Source organism: Streptomyces sp. CoH27, assembly GCF_020181035.1.
GTDB lineage: Bacteria > Actinomycetota > Actinomycetes > Streptomycetales > Streptomycetaceae > Streptomyces > Streptomyces camelliae.
Genome location: NZ_JAIQYY010000004.1, coordinates 75,213 through 95,157, shown reverse-complemented (window position 1 = coordinate 95,157; position 19,945 = coordinate 75,213). Strand labels below are relative to the sequence as shown.

Sequence of the window (19,945 nt, the reverse complement as noted above, 5' to 3'; positions counted from 1 at the left end):
GAGTGCCCGTCACCGCGCGAGTTATCCCCTCATCCCCTGTTCCGGAACAGTCCCTCGGGCACCGCCGAGGCGAGGACCCGGTAGCCCTCGGGGTTGAGGTGCAGCCCGTCGCCGACCTGGAGGGCGGGCAGCAGCCGTTCCGGCGCCGAGGGGTCGCGCACCGCCTTGTCGAAGTCGATCACCGCGTCGAAGTGGCCGGGGGTGCGGATCCAGGCGTTCACCCGCTGCCGGGAGGCCTCGCGCACGCCCGCCCCGTCGTCGTACGCGTTGCCCGCGAACGGCGTGATCGTCGCGCCGTAGACCCGGATGCCCAGGGCGTGGGCGCGGACGACGACCTGCTGGTACCCGGCGATCAGGTCGTCGGCGACGGCGCGCTGCGCCTCGGGGGTGGCGGCGGCGGTGCCGATGTCGTTGACGCCCTCGAAGAGGATCAGCCAGGAGACCCCGCTGCGGGACAGGACGTCACGGTCGAGGCGGGCGAGGACGTTGGGGCCGAGCCCGTCGTTGAGGACGCGGTTGCCGCCGGCGGCCTGGTTGAGGACCGCGATGTCCGAGGTGTCCGGCCGGCTTCGGAGGCGGTCGAAGAACTGGTCCGGCCAGCGGTCGTTGCCGTTGGTCGTGGAGCCGCGCCCGTCGGTGAGCGAGTCGCCCACGACGGCCACCGCCCGGGTGCGCGCGGGCGCCAGTACCTCGACGTCGCTGAGCAGGTACCAGTGGTTGACGGCGGTCGCGCCGGTCAGGTCCTGATCGCCCGTGTGGTCGCCGTGCACAAGGTACGAGGTGGTCCGCGAGCCGGGGTGCGAGGTGAGCGCCAGCGACGGCTGACCGCTCGCGGTGTACGCCGTGACCGTCAGCTCGGATCCGGCCCGCAGGTCGAAGTCGAGGTCGTCGGAGACCACTTGGGCCCCGACCGGCACGGTCGTGGCGTCCCGGCCCGCGAAGGTGACCCGCCTGAGGCTGCCCGCTTCGACTCCGCTGACCCCGGCTTTCCCGCCCTGGGGCAGGGCGACCGTCACGGCGGTCAGCGGCAGCGGGGTGTCGCCGTAGGCGTTGGAGAAGCGCAGCCGTATGCGGTGGCCGCCGGCGGTGACCCGGACGGTCTGCCTGAGCGTGGTGTCCACCAGCACGGACTTCTCACCGGTGTACGGCGCGGGCGGCAGGTTGCCGGGCTCGGTCAGCTGGGGCATGCCGGTCCACGTGTCGACCCAGTGGCCGGCGGTGCCCGGACTGCCCCCGGCCGGGGCCGGGCCGGGGCTGTCGAGCAGTGCCCTGACCGCCGATCCCGTCACGATCAGGGTCAGTACGAGGACACAGACACTCAGCACGGTGGCGAAGGGCGCTCTGGCGGGCTGCTTCCTGGTGGGCTGCTTCACGGCGGCCATCGTGGCATGAACACGACCTCCTTGGAAGCGCTCCCACCCCACTTCCTGCCGGGCGGGCGCAGAGCTGCGCGATCCATGGAACAGAAAGCGCTTGCCCTCTACGGTCCGTTCATCAACGTAACCGAACGCGCCGCACCTGGGCATGCAGAGCCGCTCGCACCCCAACTGCGTTCCAGATGGCGCACGTTGGTCACGGACATGACCCATGACCCCCCCACTTCGAAGAAGGGCATTCGGGACATGACCTCACGAGCACGAGCACGAGCACACACCCGCACCGGGACCGGGCACGCACTGACGAGCGGGCTCGCCGCCCTGGACGCTTGACATGATCATGACTAGCGGAGTCTCCGCCCACGCGGCCACCTGGCCCACCGCCAACGGGAGTCAGGCGGTCACCAAGACCATCCCGCTGTCCGGCACCAAGGACTACGGGATGAAGCGCCTGTACGGCAGCGGGGACCTGGGCACGAGCGGCCAGAGCGAGAACCAGAAGCCGATCCTGGACCTCGCCCCCGGCACGGTCCTGAAGAACGTCATCATCGGCGCTCCGGCCGCGGACGGCATCCACTGCGAGGGCAGTTGCACCCTGCAGAACGTCTGGTGGGAGGACGTCGGCGAGGACGCGGCGACGTTCAAGGGCTCCTCGTCGTCCAACGTGTACACCGTCTCGGGCGGTGGCGCGAAGGAGGCCAGCGACAAGGTGTTCCAGTTCAACGGCGCCGGCACGCTCAACGTGTCGAACTTCGCGGTGCAGAACTTCGGCAAGCTGGTCCGCAGTTGCGGCAACTGCAAGACGCAGTACAGGCGCACGATCAACCTCAGTGACATCGAGGCGACTTACAAGGGCCTCGCGATCGTCGGCATCAACACCAACTACGGCGACAGTGCGACCCTGAAGAGGATCACCATCGTCGGGGACTCCGGCAAGAAGATCGTCCCGTGCCAGAAGTACATCGGCAACGACACGGACAAGGAGCCGACCACCAACGGCTCGGACCCGGACGGGACTTACTGAAAGTACTCCGGCTCGGACATCACCTACAGGTGAGCCCCTCGGGCGCCCGTCGGCCCTCCGCCCTCTCACCGACGTCTCCCTCCGGTCTTGGCCACGTCCCGGCCGGGCGGCGGGAGGATGCGGGTGAGGGGGAGGGCGGATGGGGTGCAGGGAGCGGGAGACGGTCGCGCGGGCGACCGGAAGCCGAAGGCGAACTGCGGGCCCTCGTGCAGCGCGCGCAGCGGAGCCGGCGGCAGCATCGTCGTCCACCAGGCCGGCCCGCCGCCGATCCGGTCCGTCGGCACCTCTCTAAGGGCGCCAGGAGTCGTCGTATCCGGGATGGTCCGCGAACGGTACGGCGAGCAGGCGGAGTGTGGTGCAGGGCGACCGGGGCCGCTCTCCCCGGCGGCAGGTGCGGCACAGGCCGTCGCCCTGCGCCGTGTGCTCCTCCGTCAGGGTCCGCTTCGCCGCGAGTTCGCGCAGCACCCGGTCCGGATCGTGCCGGGCCACATGGGTGAGCAGCTTCACCGGGTCGTCGGCGCCGAACTGCACCATCGGTGTGTGCGTGGTCGCGCCGTGCCGGGAGATGAGCACCTGCTCGATCTCGTCGGCCATGACGCCCCAGACCGCACCGGGCGCACCGGCGATCGCGTCCCGGGCAACCCGCTCCTCTTCCTCGAACCGGGCCCGCAGAAACGCTTCTAGAGCGGTCATGCGGCACGCTCCCTTCGGCCCACCGAAACGGTCAACTCCCGCTGATAGGCGGCGTAGGCCGCGCGCAGGGGCTCCCCCGGCCAGTCGGCGGGGAGCAGCGCGGACGGCAGGACCGGGTCGGTGAGCAGGTGACGTACGGCGGCGGTGCAGGCGGTGAACCGGTCCGCGGGGGCCCGGTCGGCGGCCGTGTGCGTGAGCAGCGTGCGTGCGGTGGCGGCCCAGGCGTCCAGCGGCCAGAGGCGGGCGGCGAGGTCGCGCGCGGGCTCGTCGGGGCGGGCCGTGCAGGTCAGGGCGAGGGTGTGCAGGTCGCCCGGCAGAGGCCGGTCCAGGTTGGCGGGGCGCAGCCATACGCCCTCGCGGAGTTCGGCAAGGCGCAGGGCGGTCAGCCGGGTGCGCAGCTCGGCGCGTTCGGCGGGGCCGCGGCCCGTCGCCGTGATCACCACCATCTCCCAGTCGCCGTCCCACGCGCGCGTGCCGGGACGCAGCGCCTCGTCCTGACGCCGCTGACGGGCCAGCAGCCGGTCGCTGAGCCGGTAGACGGTGTCCGTGCGCCGCAGATCCCCGGCGGCCACCATCCGGCTGAGCGCGGCCCGCAGCGTGGAGCCGCCCACGCCGAACGGCTCCACCAGCCGGACCAGGTCCTTCACCGGCAGCTCCGGCGGGTGCGCGCCGAGAAGCAGGCTCAGGACGACCGACCGCGCGGACAGCGGCCGCAGGTTCGGGTCCGCCTGCTCCGGTTCGGGCGAGACGTTCATGCGCATGGGCACGTACTGTACGTGCGCCTTCTGATGTTGCGTCATTGCTACAGCCGTAGGAAGAGTGCAACATGGCCGTATGGTCTCGATTCCCGCACAGTCGCAGTCGCAGTCGCAGTCGCACGTGCCGTCGCCGTCCCGGCCGCAGTACGTCACGCATGACGTCACCAACCAGGCCCCGCCCCTGGCTCCTTACGACGCCTCCGACGACCGGGCCCTGCTGGAGGGCTTGCGGCGGGAGGGCGCGGGCTGGGCCGAGGAGGACATCCGGCGACTGGGGGCGCGCGCCGGGAGCGCGGAGGCGCAGGAGTGGGGCGAACTGGCCAACCGGTACGAGCCGGAGCTGCGCACCCACGACCGCTACGGCAACCGGATCGACGAGGTCGACTTCCACCCCAGCTGGCACCATCTGATGCGCACGGCGATCGCCGAGGGCCTGGCCGGCGCCCCGTGGGCGGACGAACGGCCGGGCGCACACGTGGCCCGCAGCGCCGGCGGACTGGTGTGGGGCCACACCGAGGCCGGGCACGGCTGCCCGACATCGATGACGTACGCCGCCGTCCCCGCGCTGCGCGCCCAGCCGGATCTCGCCAAGGTGTACGAACCGCTGCTCACCAGCCGGGAGTACGACCCGGAACTGCGCGTGCCGGCCGAGAAGCCGGGGCTGCTCGCGGGAATGGGCATGACCGAGAAGCAGGGCGGCTCGGACGTGCGCACGAACACCACCACGGCCACGCCCACCGGCGAGCCGGGCGTGTACACGCTGCGCGGGCACAAGTGGTTCACGTCGGCGCCGATGTGCGACGTCTTCCTGGTGCTCGCACAGGCACCGGGCGGGCTGTCCTGCTTCCTCGTACCGCGCGTGCTGCCGGACGGCAGTCGCAACACCTTCCGTATCCAGCGCCTGAAGGACAAGCTGGGCAACCGCTCCAACGCCTCTTCGGAGCCGGAGTTCGACCAGACGGTGGCCTGGCTGGTCGGGCCGGAGGGGCGGGGGGTGAAAACCATCATCGAGATGGTCAACTGCACGCGGCTGGACTGCGTGATGTCCACGGCGACGCTGATGCGCAAGACGCTGGTCGAGGCGGGGCATCACGCCCGGCATCGCAGCGCGTTCGGCGCCCGGCTCGTCGACCAGCCGCTGATGCGCAACGTCCTGGCCGACCTGGCACTGGAGTCGGAGGCGGCGACGACGCTCACGCTTCGGCTCGCCGGCGCAGCCGACCGCGCGGTGCGCGGGGACGCCGGTGAGCGCTCCTTCCGGCGGATCGCCACCGCCGTGGGCAAGTACTGGGTCACCAAGCGCGGCCCGGCCTTCACCGCGGAGGCCCTGGAGTGCCTGGGCGGCAACGGCTACGTCGAGGACTCCGGCATGCCCCGGCACTACCGGGAGGCTCCTCTGCTGTCGATCTGGGAGGGTTCGGGCAACGTCAACGCGCTCGATGTGCTGCGCGCCCTGGGCCGCGAACGGGACACCGCCGAGGCGCTGTTCGCCGAACTCGCCCTCGCGCGCGGGGCGGACGCCCGCCTGGACGCCACGGTGGCCGGCTTGAAGGACCAGTTGGCCGAAACCGGCCAGGTGGGCGCCCGCCGGCTGGTCGAGCGGATGGCACTCGCCCTCCAGGCCTCGCTGCTGGTCCGGCACGCCCCGCACCCGGTCGCGGACGCCTTCTGCGCGACCCGGCTGGGCGGCGACTGGGGCCACGCCTTCGGCACGCTGCCCACCGGAACCGACCTCGACGCCATCCTGGAGCGCTCCCTGCCCGACCCGGACTGACACCTCCTCAGGCGACCGAGGCCCGCCGCACCGGGCAAGCAGCACCGTCTGGCCTGAACTGCCTCCTCCCTGGACGAACACGGCCCACACGCGCGCGTGGCCGGTGACAGCCGACGGATCGCACACAGTCAGCATGCGGTTCCGTACCGTTGTCAGTGCCGTGGTGCACACTCGCGATCAGGTGGCACTCGTCTGGGGAGGACTACGTGTTCACGGGGATCGACGAGGTCGACTGGGCCTCGCTGCGGCACGCCCACGGCAGCGCGCGGGACGTGCCCATGTGGTTACGGGCGCTTGCGTCCGCGGACAGCGCCGAGCGGGCGAGCGCGCTCGACGTGATGTACGGCGCGCTGCGCCACGAGGACCGGGTGTACGACGCGACGCCGGCCTGCGTCCCGTTCCTGTTCGCGCTCGCGGCCCGCCCGGAGGTGCCGGACCGGGCCGGCATCGTGGAACTGCTGGTCGGCATCGGCACGGAGGGCAGGGCCAGAGACACGCGCGCGTGGGAAGCGGTGTGCGCGGGCGCCGAGGTGTTCGTCCCGCTGGCCGCGGACCCGGACCCGGCGGTGCGCGGCGCGGCGGCCGCGGCCCTCGTGCACTTCGCGACGGAGCCCGCGCGCACCTTGGAGCTGATGCACCAGCGGCTGCGGGCCGAGTGGGACGGCTGTGTCCTGCTCGCCCTGACCGAGGCGCTCGGCCTGTTCGCCCGCCGGTACCCCGCGCACGCCGACGCCGCGGTGGACCTCCTGGTCGAGCAGAGCGCGCCGCCGTACGACGCGAGGCTGCGGCTCGCCGCGCTCGGCCAGCTCGCGCTGGCCGCGCCCGCCCGGCTGCCGGCCGGCCTGGTGCCGACGGCGATCGGGCTGCTGCGGGAGCGGTCCGCGCGGCGCGCCGGTGCCGCCGAGCCCGCCGGCCCGGACACCCTCGTGAGGCGGATACGGCGGCTGCGCCCCTCCGACGAGGAGGGCGCCCATCTGCTGCGCACCCTGCACAGCGCGCTCGGCGACCGCGTGGCCGACCGGACCGCCCTGCTCACCGGCCAGTTGACCAGCCCGGACCCGGTGGACCGGTGCAACGCCGTGTGGATGGCGGCGGCCCTGCTGCGCGGCTGGCGCGGCGACCACGCGGCCATCGTCGGACTGCTCGGCGGCCAACTGGGCGCGGACCAGGACCCGTTGCGGGATGCCGCGGTCACGGTGCTGGCGGAGCTCTTCGCGCTGGCCGCGCCCGCGGCGGGCGACCTGTACGCGCTGGTGTGCGCCCGCCGCGACCTGTGGACGCATCGCTGGGAGCGCGGCTCCCCCGTACTCGGCGGCCCGCTCAGAGCCCTGACCCGATGCGGTGACCCCCGCGCGGTCCCGGCCCTGGCCCAGCTCCTGGCCGGCCCGGCCGCACCCACGGACCTGGGGTTCGAACTGGCCTGCCTGGGCGCCGCCGCGGCCCCGCTCGCGCCGGCGGTACGGCACCAGCTCGGCCGGGTCCCGCTGGTCTCGCCGTCCGCCGCCCCGCTCGCCGCCGCGCTGCTGAAGGCGGTGAGAGCCGTCGGTGACCGGGACGCGGTCCCGGAGGTGCTGCGGCTGCTCTCGGGCGCCCCCGACGGCCTGGGCGCGCGGGACGCGGTCGCAGACCGGGCCATCGGGACGCTGGAGGCACTGGGCGCTGCCGGACGGGCGGCACCGCTGCTCCGGGCACTCCTGCCCACCCGGCACGCGGCCGCCGCGGCCGGTGCGCTCTGGTCGGCGGACGGGGACGCCGGCGCCGTACTCCCGGTCCTGCTGCGGGAGTTGACACAGGGCGACCCGGCGAGCCGGTGCGCGGCCGCCCGGCGGCTGGGCAGGCTGGGCCCGGCCGCGCGCCCTGCCCTGCCCGCGCTGCGCCGGGCGGCCACGTCGGGGCGGATACGGCAGCGGACGGCGGCCGCGTGCGCGCTGTGGTACGTCGACGCGGATCCGGATCCGGTCCTGCCGGTGTTCCGGGCAGCCTGGACCCAGGACCCGCCCGCCCGCGGCTCCATCGCCCGGTGCCTCACCGCGATGGGCCCCGCCGCCGCCCCGCTACGGGACCTGGTGGCGGCGGAACTGTCCGCCCCGCGCCGCCATCTGGCCCGCACAGTCGCGCCCTGCCGCCGCGGCATACCGATGGACGAGGCGTTGTTGACTGCGTGCCGGGAGGTGCTGGCGGTGGTGCAGGGGGTGAGGTGATTGGTGAGTGAGTGGTGAAGAGATGGGATGAGTGGGGACGTGGGCAGGACAGGTGACGGTGTGCTCGGACCATCTGGCCCTTGCAGGCCCTATTGCCGGTGGTCGGACCATCCGCCCCACTGTGGTCCGAGCCGGGCCCATTCCGTGTCCCAGGCCTCCATCCGCCGCCGTTCCAGCCGGCGGCGCAGCGCCAGGCCGCCGGCGAAGGGAACGGCCGCGGCGCTCACGCCGACCAGCGCGCCGATGAGGGCGCCCCGGTAGGCGGACTCGGACGCGGAGGTGGGGCGGCTGACGAGACGGTCCTGGGGATCGGTCCAGACGGTGACCGGGGTGCCGGTCGCGCTGCCGGGCTGTACCCGGACCTGACTGGTGTGGACGGAGCCGTCGGCGGCCGTCCAGCGCACCTCGGCCCACACCGGCTCCCCCACGACGGTGTGGGAGTGCGCGGGGGACGCCGCCCGGACCGGTTCGACGACCCGGGCCACGACGGGGCGCCAGTCGGCGCGTTCCCGGGCGAGCCCGCCCTCCACGGACCCGGCCGCCGCGAGGCCGGCGAACACTCCGGCGAGGGCGGTCAGCAGCCAGGTGCCGAGCACCAGCCAGGCCTCGATCACATCGGCCCGGCGTCTGAGCGGGTTGCGCCGCCAGCGCCACAGCCACACCTTCGGACCACGGAACGCCTTCAAAGGCATCCTCCTCACGAGCGCGCACCGACCGGCCGGACCGCCCTCCCATACGCGGGAGATCGCTCCTCTGCTCACGACGAGCCGTCTTCTCGACGGTCGCACGAGACACCCCGTTCGCGCAGGCACATGCCCGAACGCATCCGGCCCATCTTCGCCACACACCGACGACACCACTGTGACCTGGGCAAACGCCGGCCCGGGGGAGAGTGTCAGTGGTGGGGTGCACACTGGCCGATATCTGACGACTACCTGGACGACGACGTCCCGGAGGTGAGCGGCATGACCGAGGTTCTGCTGGCGGTGGGCACCCGCAAAGGCATGTTCATCGGGCGGCGGAAAGGCGGCACCTGGGATTTCGACGACAGCCCGTATTTCAATGCGCAGGCGATCTACTCGGTCGCGATCGACACCCGCGAATCCCGGCCGCGGCTGCTGGCCGGCGGCGACAGCGCGCACTGGGGGCCGTCGGTGTTCCACTCGGACGACCTCGGCCGCAGCTGGACCGAGCCCGCGCAGCCGGCCGTCAAGTTCCCGAAGGACACCGGCGCTTCGCTGGAGCGCGTCTGGCAGCTGCATCCGGCCGCGGCCGAGCCGGGCGTGGTCTACGCGGGCACGGAGCCGGCCGCGTTGTACCGCTCGGAGGACCGCGGCGAGAGCTTCGAGCTGGTCCGGGCACTGTGGGAGCATCCGACGCGCGCGCAGTGGGTGCCGGGCGGCGGCGGTGAGGGCCTGCACACCGTGATCACCGACGCCCGCGACCCGAAGGCGGTGACCGTGGCCGTCTCGACGGCCGGCGTGTTCCGCACGACCGACGGCGGCGCGAGCTGGGCGCCGTCCAACTCCGGGGTGTCCGCGGTGTTCCTGCCGGATCCGAATCCGGAGTTCGGCCAGTGCGTGCACAAGATCGCCAAGGATGCGGCCGACCCGGACCGCCTGTATCTGCAGAACCACTGGGGGGTGTACCGCAGCGACGACGCGGGCGGGCACTGGACCGACATCGGCGCGGATCTGCCGTCCACGTTCGGCTTCGCGGTGGCCGCCCATCCGCGCCGGGGCGACACGGCGTACGTCTTCCCGATCAACGCCGACGCGGACCGGGTGCCCGCCGAGCACCGCTGCCGGGTCTTCCGCACCGAGGACGCGGGCCGCACCTGGGAGCCGCTCGCCCAGGGACTGCCGGCGGAGGACCACTACGGCACGGTCCTGCGGGACGCCCTGTGCACGGACGACGCCGACCCGGCGGGTGTGTATTTCGGCAACCGCAACGGCGAGGTGTTCGCGTCGGCCGACGACGGCGACAGCTGGCAGCAGCTGGCCGCACATCTGCCGGACGTGCTGTGCGTGCGGGCGGCGGTGATCGGCTGAGACGGGCGTGCCGGCCGGCGCAGGCCTGGGCCGCGTGCTCGGGCCATCGGTTGATCACCTGCCTGTGTGCGGCAGTAGGGTGACGCCCGTGGCACCACGACCCTTGCATGAAATCGTCGAACCGGGCTGGGCGAAGGCCCTGGAACCCGTCGCCGGACGGATCGCCCAGATGGGCGACTTCCTGCGCGCGGAGATCGCCGCGGGACGCACGTACCTCCCGGCCGGGCCCAACGTCCTGCGGGCCTTCCAGCAACCCTTCGACGATGTACGGGTCCTGATCGTCGGTCAGGACCCGTACCCGACTCCGGGGCACGCGGTGGGCCTGTCGTTCTCGGTCGCGCCCGAGGTACGCCCGCTGCCGCCGAGCCTGATCAACATCTTCCGCGAGCTGAACACCGACCTGGGCCTGCCCCAGCCGTCCACCGGCGATCTGACGCCGTGGACGCAGCAGGGCGTCCTGTTGCTCAACAGGGCGCTGACCACCGCCCCGCGCAGCCCGGCCGCCCACCGCGGCAAGGGCTGGGAGGAGGTCACCGAACAGGCGATACGGGCGCTGGCGGCGCGCGGCAAACCCCTGGTGTCCGTGCTGTGGGGGCGGGACGCCCGCAATCTGCGTCCGCTGCTGGGCAGTCTGCCGGCGGTGGAGTCCGCGCATCCCTCGCCGATGTCGGCCGACCGCGGGTTCTTCGGCTCCCGCCCCTTCAGCCGGGCCAACGACCTGCTGGTCCAGCAGGGCGGACAGCCGGTGGACTGGCGCCTGCCGTGACCGAGGCCGGGTATCTGGCCGTCGACTCCGGGGGCTCCGGCCTCCGGATCGCCGTCGGTGTCCCGGGAGGGGCGCCCCCGGCCCGCCGGGAGTCACGGGAACCGGTCCGTACAGGTGCCCGGGGCATCGATCCGGCGCATCTGCTGGCCGAGCTCCTCCCGCCGGCCCGGGCGGCGGCCGCGGAGGCCGGGGTGGACGGGCTGGGCACGGCCGTCGTCGGCGCCGCCGGGTTCGCCACCTTGGGTGACGCCCTGCGCGCCGAGCTGCCGGGCGCCCTGGCCCGGGAGCTGGGGGTACGCCGGGTGGCGCTCGCCGCCGACGCCGTCACCGCCTACGTCGGCGCCCTCGGGCCGCGTCCCGGCGCGGTGCTCGCCGCGGGCACCGGGCTGATCGCGGTCGGCACCGACCTCGTCGGCTGGCGGCGGGCCGACGGCTGGGGTCATCTGCTCGGCGACTGCGGCAGCGGCGCCTGGATCGGACGGGCCGGCCTGGAGGCGGCGCTGCGCGCCCACGACGGCCGGGACGGCGGCTCCGCACCGCTGCTGGCCTGCGCCGAGGAGCAGTTCGGTCCGGTCCGCGAGCTGCCGGGCCGACTCTACCCCCGCACCGACCGGCCCGCCGTGCTGGCCTCCTTCGCGCCCCGGGTGGCCGCGTGCGCCGCGCACGACCCGGTGGCCTCGGGCATCCTGCGCGCGGCGGCCCGGCACATGGCGGACTCCGTCGCGGCCGTGTGTCCGGCGGACGGGGCGCCCGAAGTGGCGCTCACCGGAGGTCTCTTCAAGATGGGCGACCCGCTCCTCGTACCCCTGCGCGAGGAGTTGGCACAGCGGCTGCCGCACACCCGTCAGGTGCCGGCCGAGGGGGATCCGCTGCACGGCGCTGTGCGCATCGCGACCGAGCTGGCGGCGGGGCGGCTCACCCTCCCGGGTGAACCGCACATGCTCTACGTGGTCATCCCATAAGGGGATTACGCCTTTCGTGAGCCATATGCCCGGCACGTGCCCCGAACGCGTGCCCTCCCGTACATAACTCAGTCAGACAAATCCGGACGGATACCGCTCACCTGCACCCTCCCCGAACGGAGCAACGCGCAAAGCCAGTAACATGCGGCGCCATGAGCTCCCCCACTGGACCCGCGTCCGGCCTGCCAGTACGAATGCCGCGACCCCGCCAGCCCGGACGGCACCGCCGACCGGAACCGCTGGTGGCTCCCGAGGGCGCGCCCGCGCTCGTCCTCGCGGTGCCCGGCGCGCCCAGCACCGCCACCCGCGGCCTCGCCGAGGAGGTCGTGAGCATCGCCCGCTCCGAGCTGCCCGGCCTGGACGCCCGGATCGGGTACCTGGACGGGGACGACGCCGAGTTCCCCGCGCTGCGGTCCGTGCTGGCGCACGCCGCCGAGGAGCGCACGGCCCGCTACGAGCAGGCCGTCGCCGCCGGCGTCGAGGGGATCAAGGAGCCCGACGGCCCGGTCGCCGTCGTCGTACCGCTGCTGGCCGGTCCGGACAGCTCCCTGCTGCGCCAGATCCGCCAGTCCGTGATGGACAGCCGGGTCGCCGCCGACCTGACGGACGTCCTCGGCCCGCACCCGCTGCTCGCCGAGGCGCTGCACGTGCGGCTGTCCGAGGCGGGCCTGGCCCGCGCCGACCGTGCCCGTCTGTTCACCGTGGCCACCGCCGCGGACGGCATCATCCTGGCGTCCGTGGGCGGCGACGAGGCGGTGCAGGCGGCCGGGATCACCGGCATGCTGCTCGCCGCGCGCCTGGCCGTGCCGGTGATGGCGGCGGCCCTGGACCAGGAGGGCGCGATCTCCTCGGTCGCCGAGCAGCTGCGCTCCTCCGGCTCGCAGCAGCTGGCCCTGGCGCCGTATCTGATCGGCCCGGAGATCGACCCGGGGCTGCTGGCTGCGGCCGCCGAGGAGGCGGGCTGCGCCACGGCCGAGGCGCTCGGCGCGTACCCGGCGATCGGCAAGCTCGCCCTCGCCAAGTACACGACGGCGCTCGGCATCGCCCCGCAGCAGGCGCAGGGCACGCCGGTCCGCTGACCCGCGCCGGTACCCGCCCGGCGTCCCGTACGGCCAAGGGCCCGCTCCACGCCCCGGAGCGGGCCCTTCACCTTGCCCGTCGGCCCGTCGGTCCAAGAACTCAGCCGAAGACGACGCACGAGGCCGCGGGGACCTGCACCGAGCCGTCGTAGCGGGGCAGTCCCGTCGCCTCGTCCACGGCGAACCAGGTGACGTCGCCGGAGCGCTCGTTGGCCACGTACAGGAAGCCGTCGTGCTCGGCGAGCGCGCGAGGCCAGTCCCCGCCGCAGGTCACCGCGCCGACGAGGCGCAGTCCGGCGCCCTCGACGGCGAGGACCGACAGGACGTCCTCGCCGCGGGTGGCGGTCCACACGAAGCGGCCGTCGGGCGAGACCGCGATCCCGGACGGATAGGCGTCGCCGGCCGGGGCGCCCGGCAGCACGGGGACCTCGCTGAGAGGCTTCAGGGAGCCGTCGGCGGCGTCCCAGCGGCAGACGGTGACGGTCGGGGTGAGTTCGTTGACGACGTAGGCGTGCCGGCCGTCGGGGTGGAAGGCCAGATGGCGGGGCCCCGAGCCCGGGCGCAGGGCGAACTCGCGGTGCAGGACCGGGGCGCCGTCCGCGAGGGCGCACACCCGCACCGAGTCCGTGCCGAGGTCGACGCTGACAACCCACCGGCCGGTCGGGTCGGCCTGCACCTGGTGGGCGTGCGGTCCGCGCTGGCGCCGGTCGTGCGGGCCGGAGCCGGTGTGCTGGAGCAGTCCGGAGGGCTTGGCGGCGAGCGAGCCGTCCGGGCGCACGGGTACGGCGGTGACGCTGCCGGAGCCGTAGTTGGCGGTCAGCACATGTCCGTCGTACAGACCGACGTGTGTGGGGCCGCTGCCGTCCACCGGCACGGGCGGCCCGGCGAGTTCCGGCCGGTCGCCGCCGACCCGGAAGGCGGCGACGGCGCCGTCGGCCGTCTCGCTGACCGCGTAGAGGGTGGCCCCGTCCGGCGACAGGGCCAGATAGGACGGGTCGGGTACGTCGTTCACGGCGGTGCCGAGGACGAGGGCGCCGCCGTCCGGCGCGAGCCTCGCGGTCACCAGTCCGGGGCCGCCCGCCGCCGTGAACGAGCCGATGAACGCCCGGCGCCCGCCGGGTCTGCCGTCCTGTGCCACCGCTGTCCCCTCTCGGTCTACCGGTCCGTGGCCGACGCTAGCAGTCGGTCACGCTCGGTCTAGACCAAGAGGCGCGGGGTGCCTTTGTTCGCCTGGTCGCCTTCTGTTCGCCTGGTCGCCTTCGCGCCGGTGTCTGCTCAGGTGCCCACCAGCCGAGATCCCGACGGCGCCCGCAGGGGCTCGGCGAGGTCGGCGAGGGCGCGCTCCAGGCCGTGCAGATGGGCCAGGGCGGGTCCGGCGGGGGACTCGGCCACGAGGGTGACCCGGCGGCCCTGGGTGAGCGCCTCGACGGCCGCCTCCACGCGCCGGCAGGCCGCGGCCGGCCGGGCGTCGTGCGAGGCCTCCGGGTCGGCCGCGACCACCACCAGACCGCGCACCTCTCGGGCACAGTCGTCGAGGAGCGCGAGGACCCGGCGGGCGCGCCGCTTGCGGGCCGGCATCCTTCCACAGCTCCACTCCGGGGAAGCCCCGGTCCATGATGACCAGCATCCCGGTCGCAGAACCGGCCATCTGCACTGCCAGTTCCCGCTCGCCGCCGTTGAAGCCGCCGATCCGGGCATCGATCGAGGCGTGCGCGCCTGTCTCCGTCAGCGTCACCACCCGCACCGGGGGAACCCCGCCTCAGCCTTGCGCCCGCCGGTCGGCCCGCCGAAGAATGCCCGGTTGGCCTCGCTGTCCGGCACGTCCAGTACGAACCCGTCCACCGCGGCCAGCCGCATCCCACGCCAGAACGACCCGCCCAGGCTGTCCGGGGCCACCGCTCCGCCAATCCGTCGGAACAGCATCTCCAGAACCTCCGGGCCGAGCCGCTGCCGAGCCCTTGTGACCGAGGCCTAGACCATGAACCTCGGTGACAAGGCACCCGGCTTCACCCCGCCCCGGTCGCACTCGGCCAGTACCTCATCCACCAACTCCGGGGTCACCCACTCGGCGAGCACCCCCAGCCGCACAGTTCATCAGGGCCGGCAGGACGGCCGGACGCTGAGCAGCTCGGTCCGCAGCACGGGCATGCCGTCGACAGGCGCCGGGTCCTGCGAAGTCGGCTCGATACCGCCAGCAGCAATCTTGTCGAGCGTCTTCAGGCCGGCGGCACCGACCGTGCCGAACACCGTGTAGTTCGGTCGCAGCGCGGAGTTGCCGTAGACGACGAAGAACTGCGAACCGTTCGTGTTCGGCCCGGCGTTGGCCATCGCCAGCAAACCGCGCCCGTAAAGGCGACGGACGCCGGTCGGATCGCTCGGTGCCGGCGGCAGGTCCACCGGCAGCTCGTCCTTGTACTCGTACCCCGGCCCACCCTCGCCGGTGCCGGTCGGGTCGCCACACTGCAGGACCTTCAGCGTCGGATACGCCGTCAGCCGATGGCACACCGTACGGTCGTAGAACCGGTGCCGCGCCAGGTGCACGAAGCTCTGGACCGTGCACGGCGCCTTCGCCCGGTCCAGACTCAGCGGGAGCGGGCCCTGGCTGGTCCGGACAGCCATACCGACCGTGCCGTGACTGGGGGTGTGCCGCGGGTCGGGCGGCAGGGGAACCCGCCGTGCCGCCGGCTCATCCGGGGTCTGGGTGTACTGGCAAGGACCGTGCGTGGTTCGCGGCGGGGCAACGGAAGCGGCGGCGGTGGTGCTGCCCCCGGACACGACCAACACTGCTGCCGCCAATGCGGTCATGAGAGCTCGGTTCATCCTGCACACCCTCCAAAAGATCGCCAGATTTCGGAGCGGTCGCAGCCTAAAGCGCGGCCCGGCGGGCGAGAACCCACCCGCAAGCCACATCGGCCTCCCAGCTTTCGGCCCGCGGCCGCAGGCCACCACGTTCGGATGCGGCACAGCGTCGGCCGACCGATCAGGGCGTCCACCCGGTGCACGACGGATGCTCCCCGAACCCGGTCGAGCGGCCTCCCCAGTCCACGCAGAGGCCCTCACCGAACGCTCGTCATCGTCGGCCTCCTCGTGGCGGTCTGGCCCTGGCCATCGGTTACTGGCGCCTGGCCAAGGCAGAGGAGCGCTGAAACGCCCGCACCGCAGACGCGGGCTGATCCGGCTCGGCCAGGGGCCGGATCAGCAGCCGGAAGGCTCTCGCGAGGACCCGCCTCGCGGGAGCCTTCCGTTGTGCCGCCTGCCCGTGAAAAGTCGGAGGACGATCGCGACGCAGGGACGTTCAAGGGTGGTGCCTACGCCGTCACAGCGTGAGCAGCAGGCTGTCGCCGCGGAACCCCGTACGGCCCTTCGCCATGAGCGCGGTGCGGATGAACTGGGTCAGTCCTCGTCCTGAGCGCGCCGGTAGAGCTTGGCTATGTCGTCGTCGAAGTACGCGGCGTACGACACATCGTCCTGGTCTCCGCCGCCCTCGTGGCCGCCCAGGACGCCGATGACCGTGCCGGTCTGGCTCTTGGAGTCGTAGCCGGCGACCCAAGGGCTGCCGCTGGTCCCGTCCTCAAGGCCGGTGCACTGGATGCGCAGCTGGGTGTTACTGAACTTCGTGGTGCGGTTCTGGCACGAGACGGGGGTGTTACGGCTGGTGGGATAGCCGGTGATCTTGACCTTGTTGTCGAAGCCGTGGTTCATGCCGAGGGTGTTGCCGCCCAGGACGTCCTGGATGTCCTTGCCGTCCTTCTGGCCGAGGACGAGGAAGGCGACGTCCAGGTCCTCGTCCTGCGACTTGGCCCAGCGGTCGTCGACGACCACCTTGCTGACCTTCCACAGGCCGGTGGGCTCGTCGCCGTTGCGGTAGCCGGGGGCGAAGACCAGGTCGTTCACCGGCTGACCGGAGTCGGCGTCGAAGGCGCAGTGGGCCGCGGTGATCAGCATGTTCCGGCCCGGACTCTGCACCACGCTCGCCGTGCAGAAGTGGGCGCCCTTGTCGTCCTTTTCGAAGACCGCGCCGATCCGGGCGTTCTCCGCGGTCCTGCGGGGGGTGTACGCGGTGCCGTCCTTGGCCGGGGCCGTCGCGGAGAGGGCCTGGTCCTGGTCCTGCGGGGACTGGCCCCGCTCGCCGGACTTGCCGAAACCGCTGCGCCCGCTGCTTCTGGCCGTATGAGTTTCCCAAGCGGTGTCGCCCACCACTGCGGCTGTCCCGACGATGACCAGCGTCAGGGGCAGGACGGCATTCCTGGCTAGCGAGCGCACAAGGTCATCATCGACGCGGGTCGGGAGTCCGGGAGGTGCTCCACGGGGAGATTCCCGTCACAATCCGCCGTCCCGAAGGCACCGGCCTGTCAGCCCGCACCCGCAAGGACCTGCCGTCCGATTGTCCCGGCAGCACTGCTGAACCAGGTGTCGTCAACCAATCCGCACATGACTGGTCATTCATATGGACATGGATTTCATTTCCATCTACGGTGGAGCGTGCCGACCCGGCACGAGCCACAGGGGGTGATGCGCCATGGGCGGCCGGACGACCCGACAACGCAAGGCAGTCACGCGGGCACTCGCGGGCTGCCAGGACTTCGTGTCGGCCCAGGAGTTGTACGCCCTTCTGGTGGCCGGCGACCACGCGATCGGCCTGACCACCGTCTACCGCGCCCTGCGCGAACTGGAGGCGGACGGCGGTGTGGACGTCGTACGCGACGAGACCGGCGGGCGGCTCTACCGGCTGCGCCCGGCCGACGGACACCGCCACTACCTGATGTGCCGCGACTGCGGCCGCAGCCGGCCGGTGGACTCCGAGGTCGTCGAGAAGTGGGCGGACCGGATCGCCGCCGCGACCGGCTTCACCGCGGTGCAACACACCGTCGAACTCACCGGCGTCTGCGCCGACTGTCTGCCCCACACCGGCGGAGGCCGGCCGTCCGGCGACGGAGAGGGAGGAGAGGAACAGCCATGCCACTGGGATCGCGGCCCGGGCCTCCGGGACCCAGTCCGCAGCTGCGCGAGCTGAAGGAGACCGTGCGCGCCCTGCTCGGCCTCGACGACGACACCGCCGTCCTGATCCGCCAGCTCGCCTGCACCGAACCGGGCTGCCCGCCGTTGGAAACGGTCGTCGTCGTGCTGCCGATGGAGGGCGACGCCCGCCGCTGGACGCTGCACCGCCCCACCGACCAGATCACCGAGGACGACCTGCGGGCCGCCCTCCTCGCCACACCTGAACAGCACAACTAGGAGACCGACTTGACCACCCCCGAACCCGGCGAGCCGCGCGACGAACGGGTCCCCGTCACCGTTCTGACCGGCTTTCTCGGCTCCGGCAAGACCACCCTCCTCAACCGCATCCTCACCGAGAACCACGGCATGAGGATCGCGGTCATCGAGAACGAGTTCGGCGAGGTCGGCATCGACGACGCCCTCGTCCTCGACGCCGAGGAAGAGATCTTCGAGATGAACAACGGCTGCATCTGCTGCACCGTGCGCGGAGATCTGATCCGCATCCTGGGTGCGCTGATGCGGCGCCGCGAGAAGTTCGACCACATCCTCATCGAGACCACCGGCCTCGCCGACCCCGCACCCGTCGCGCAGACCTTCTTCATGGACGACGAGATCGCCGCCCAGCTGCGGCTGGACGCCATCGTCACCCTCGTCGACGCCGCCCACGTGCTCCAGCACCTGGACGAGGTCAAGCCGGAGGGCGTGGAGAACGAGGCCGTCGAGCAGATCGCCTTCGCCGACCGCGTCGTCCTCAACAAGACCGACCTGGCCGACGAGGAGACCATCGGACAGGTCGTGCGCCGCATCCGGGGCATCAATGGCGGAGTGCGGATCATCCCCGCACAGCACGCGCGCATCAATCTCCACGAAGTGCTGGACGTGGGCGCGTTCGACCTGGAGCGGGTGCTCGCCGACGACCCCGCCTTCCTCACCGAGACCGAGCACCAGCACGACACCACCGTCACCTCGGTCGGCATCGAGCTGACCGGGGAGCTCGACGAGGACCGGCTCAACGCCTGGCTCGGCCAGTTGCTGCGCACCAAGGGCGTCGACCTGTTCCGCTCCAAGGGCATCCTCGCCATCGCCGGAGCGCCCAGGCAGTACGTCTTCCAAGGCGTGCACATGCTGCTGGACGGCACCTTCGGACGTGACTGGCGGGAGGGCGAACCCCGTACGAACAAGCTGGTGTTCATCGGCCGCAACCTCGACCGCGAGGCCCTCGAACGCGGCTTCGCCGACTGCCTGGCCACGGCGGGAGCGGCCGCGTGAGTACGACGGTTCAGTCCCCGCTCGCCTGGGAGGCCGACGTCGACGACGCACCCGTCGCGCTCAGTGCGCGAGGTGATCTGGTCACCGTCGCCGGAGCCGAGGGCACCGTGAAGGTCCTCGACGCGGCGATGGGCGCCGAGATCGGGGCGTTCGAGCTTCCCGGAGGCGCACTCGCGGTCGCGCTCTCCCCGGATGCCGGGCACGTGGTGGCGACCGGCCCCCTGGGGTACGCCCTGTGGCGCCGCTCCGACGGGCGTACGACGGTGCGGGAGTCCGGCGCCTGGTCGGCCGCCGCCGCCTGGGCCGACGGCACCCGGGTCGCGGTCGCCTCCGGCCGCCGCGCCCTCGTACTCGACACGGACGGCGACGAGTTGTGGCGCACGGAACCCGCCGCGTCCACCGTCACCGACCTCGCCTGGATGCGACAGGGACGGCGCCTGGCCGTCGCGGCGTACGGCGCCGTGCGCTGCCACGAACGGCACACCGAGAAGCCGGTCGCCACCTACCCCTACGTCGGCTCCCACCTCGCACTCGCCGTCGCACCCACCGGGCGGTGGATCTGCAGCGGCAACCAGGACGCCTCCATCCACATCTGGCGTGCCCGCGACGGCGGCGAACTGACCATGTCCGGCTACCCGGAGAAGGTCTCCCGCCTCGCCTTCGACGACACCGGCTTCTGGCTGGCCGCCGACGGCGCACCCGACGTGACCGTGTGGGACTTCTCCGGCAAGGGCCCGGAGGGCACGGCACCGCGCTCCCTGCGCTGCCACGAGACGGTCACCGCGCTCGCCTGGCGGCCGGGCGCGGCCGGGCATCTGGCCAGCGGCGGCGCCGACGGCACCGTAGCTCTGTGGCACGCCACGGCCGGGCGGCCGCAGGCGCGCCTGCGGCCGGTGCGCGAACTGGACGGCCCAGGCGCGCCGGTCGCCGCACTGGCCTGGGCGGGTCCCCATCTGCTGGCCGTCGCCTGGCGGGACGGCCGGATCCGGACGTA

The 19,945-nt window shown here is 72.9% G+C and carries 17 protein-coding genes and 2 pseudogenes; 11 read left to right on the top strand and 8 right to left on the bottom strand.

Annotation, left to right across the window (positions count from 1 at the left end; translation table 11 throughout):
• Positions 1–29 precede the first annotated feature (29 nt).
• Entirely contained in the window at positions 30–1,382 is a 1,353-nt protein-coding gene (locus LE548_RS07465; protein ID WP_374116032.1) for an SGNH/GDSL hydrolase family protein, read from the bottom strand.
• Positions 1,383–1,622: 240 nt separating this feature from the next.
• Between LE548_RS07465 and LE548_RS07460 the strand changes: the two are divergent.
• Positions 1,623–2,400 (top strand): annotated as a pseudogene (locus tag LE548_RS07460) (pectate lyase).
• A gap of 288 nt (positions 2,401–2,688) precedes the next feature.
• Here the strand turns inward: LE548_RS07460 and LE548_RS07455 are convergent.
• Positions 2,689–3,093: a DUF6221 family protein gene (locus LE548_RS07455; protein WP_225095860.1), complete on the bottom strand. Its 405-nt coding sequence runs from the start codon at positions 3,091–3,093 to the stop codon at positions 2,689–2,691.
• On the bottom strand, positions 3,090–3,854 hold the full coding sequence (locus LE548_RS07450) for a PaaX family transcriptional regulator C-terminal domain-containing protein (protein ID WP_225095859.1): 765 nt from the start codon (positions 3,852–3,854) through the stop codon (positions 3,090–3,092). Before LE548_RS07450 ends, LE548_RS07455 begins: the two co-directional genes overlap by 4 nt.
• Positions 3,855–3,927: 73 nt before the next feature.
• Here LE548_RS07450 and LE548_RS07445 point away from each other — a divergent pair, with 73 nt between their 5' ends.
• Together LE548_RS07445 and LE548_RS07440 are read left to right on the top strand one after the other, a co-directional pair.
• Positions 3,928–5,625, top strand: coding sequence for an acyl-CoA dehydrogenase family protein (locus LE548_RS07445; protein ID WP_225095858.1), 1,698 nt, complete (start codon positions 3,928–3,930; stop codon positions 5,623–5,625).
• Positions 5,626–5,831: 206 nt separating this feature from the next.
• Positions 5,832–7,826 carry a HEAT repeat domain-containing protein gene (locus LE548_RS07440; RefSeq protein WP_225095857.1) on the top strand — a complete coding sequence of 665 codons (1,995 nt, stop codon included), beginning with the start codon at positions 5,832–5,834 and terminating at the stop codon, positions 7,824–7,826.
• 89 nt (positions 7,827–7,915) lie between these two features.
• Here the strand turns inward: LE548_RS07440 and LE548_RS07435 are convergent, their stop codons facing one another.
• Positions 7,916–8,518: a DUF3592 domain-containing protein gene (locus LE548_RS07435; RefSeq protein ID WP_225095856.1), complete on the bottom strand. Its 603-nt coding sequence runs from the start codon at positions 8,516–8,518 to the stop codon at positions 7,916–7,918.
• 273 nt (positions 8,519–8,791) lie between these two features.
• On the opposite strand from LE548_RS07435, the gene LE548_RS07430 reads away from it, so the two are divergent.
• The 4 genes from LE548_RS07430 to LE548_RS07415 all read left to right on the top strand — a co-directional run bounded on the left by LE548_RS07430 (position 8,792) and on the right by LE548_RS07415 (position 12,684).
• Positions 8,792–9,877 carry an exo-alpha-sialidase gene (locus LE548_RS07430; protein WP_225095855.1) on the top strand — a complete coding sequence of 362 codons (1,086 nt, stop codon included), beginning with the start codon at positions 8,792–8,794 and terminating at the stop codon, positions 9,875–9,877.
• Between the two features lie 88 nt (positions 9,878–9,965).
• Complete coding sequence (locus LE548_RS07425) at positions 9,966–10,643, top strand: uracil-DNA glycosylase (RefSeq protein ID WP_225095854.1); 678 nt, start codon at positions 9,966–9,968, stop codon at positions 10,641–10,643.
• Positions 10,640–11,605, top strand: coding sequence for a BadF/BadG/BcrA/BcrD ATPase family protein (locus tag LE548_RS07420; protein WP_225095853.1), 966 nt, complete (start codon positions 10,640–10,642; stop codon positions 11,603–11,605). The genes LE548_RS07425 and LE548_RS07420 overlap by 4 nt, the downstream gene beginning before the upstream one ends.
• 152 nt (positions 11,606–11,757) lie before the next feature.
• Positions 11,758–12,684 (top strand): sirohydrochlorin chelatase, encoded by a 927-nt coding sequence (locus tag LE548_RS07415; RefSeq protein ID WP_225095852.1) that lies wholly within the window; start codon positions 11,758–11,760, stop codon positions 12,682–12,684.
• Between the two features lie 100 nt (positions 12,685–12,784).
• Here LE548_RS07415 and LE548_RS07410 read toward each other — a convergent pair whose 3' ends face one another.
• The 4 genes and pseudogenes from LE548_RS07410 to LE548_RS07390 all read right to left on the bottom strand — a co-directional run bounded on the left by LE548_RS07410 (position 12,785) and on the right by LE548_RS07390 (position 16,881).
• Complete coding sequence (locus LE548_RS07410; RefSeq protein ID WP_225095851.1) at positions 12,785–13,822, bottom strand: lactonase family protein; 1,038 nt, start codon at positions 13,820–13,822, stop codon at positions 12,785–12,787.
• Positions 13,823–13,959: 137 nt separating this feature from the next.
• A pseudogene (locus tag LE548_RS07405) lies at positions 13,960–14,262 on the bottom strand (FUSC family protein); the annotation flags it as partial.
• Positions 14,263–14,778: 516 nt separating this feature from the next.
• A complete protein-coding gene (locus LE548_RS07395; protein ID WP_225095850.1) occupies positions 14,779–15,303 on the bottom strand; it encodes a peptidylprolyl isomerase in 525 nt (174 codons plus the stop codon).
• Between the two features lie 774 nt (positions 15,304–16,077).
• Positions 16,078–16,881 carry a trypsin-like serine protease gene (locus tag LE548_RS07390; protein WP_225095849.1) on the bottom strand — a complete coding sequence of 268 codons (804 nt, stop codon included), beginning with the start codon at positions 16,879–16,881 and terminating at the stop codon, positions 16,078–16,080.
• 322 nt (positions 16,882–17,203) lie between these two features.
• Between LE548_RS07390 and LE548_RS07385 the strand changes: the two genes are divergently transcribed.
• The 4 genes from LE548_RS07385 to LE548_RS45945 form a co-directional block, all read left to right on the top strand.
• The gene (locus LE548_RS07385; protein ID WP_225095848.1) at positions 17,204–17,698 is read left to right on the top strand and encodes a Fur family transcriptional regulator; all 495 of its coding nucleotides are present in this window, start codon (positions 17,204–17,206) and stop codon (positions 17,696–17,698) included.
• A gap of 8 nt (positions 17,699–17,706) precedes the next feature.
• Positions 17,707–17,919: a hypothetical protein gene (locus tag LE548_RS07380; RefSeq protein WP_225095847.1), complete on the top strand. Its 213-nt coding sequence runs from the start codon at positions 17,707–17,709 to the stop codon at positions 17,917–17,919.
• 9 nt (positions 17,920–17,928) lie between these two features.
• The gene (locus LE548_RS07375; protein ID WP_225095846.1) at positions 17,929–18,951 is read left to right on the top strand and encodes a GTP-binding protein; all 1,023 of its coding nucleotides are present in this window, start codon (positions 17,929–17,931) and stop codon (positions 18,949–18,951) included.
• Positions 18,948–19,945: WD40 repeat domain-containing protein (locus LE548_RS45945; RefSeq protein WP_225095845.1), on the top strand; the 998-nt coding region annotated here is incomplete at its 3' end. The genes LE548_RS07375 and LE548_RS45945, both read left to right, overlap by 4 nt.

Coding starts and splice junctions, on each gene's coding strand:
- LE548_RS07395 (WP_225095850.1), bottom strand. CDS start 15,303: ATGGCTGTCCGGACCAGCCAGGGCCCGCTCCCGCTGAGTCTGGACCGG.
- LE548_RS07435 (WP_225095856.1), bottom strand. CDS start 8,518: ATGCCTTTGAAGGCGTTCCGTGGTCCGAAGGTGTGGCTGTGGCGCTGG.
- LE548_RS07455 (WP_225095860.1), bottom strand. CDS start 3,093: ATGACCGCTCTAGAAGCGTTTCTGCGGGCCCGGTTCGAGGAAGAGGAG.
- LE548_RS07385 (WP_225095848.1), top strand. CDS start 17,204: ATGGGCGGCCGGACGACCCGACAACGCAAGGCAGTCACGCGGGCACTC.
- LE548_RS07415 (WP_225095852.1), top strand. CDS start 11,758: ATGAGCTCCCCCACTGGACCCGCGTCCGGCCTGCCAGTACGAATGCCG.
- LE548_RS07465 (WP_374116032.1), bottom strand. CDS start 1,382: ATGGCCGCCGTGAAGCAGCCCACCAGGAAGCAGCCCGCCAGAGCGCCC.
- LE548_RS07445 (WP_225095858.1), top strand. CDS start 3,928: ATGGTCTCGATTCCCGCACAGTCGCAGTCGCAGTCGCAGTCGCACGTG.
- LE548_RS07430 (WP_225095855.1), top strand. CDS start 8,792: ATGACCGAGGTTCTGCTGGCGGTGGGCACCCGCAAAGGCATGTTCATC.
- LE548_RS07450 (WP_225095859.1), bottom strand. CDS start 3,854: ATGCGCATGAACGTCTCGCCCGAACCGGAGCAGGCGGACCCGAACCTG.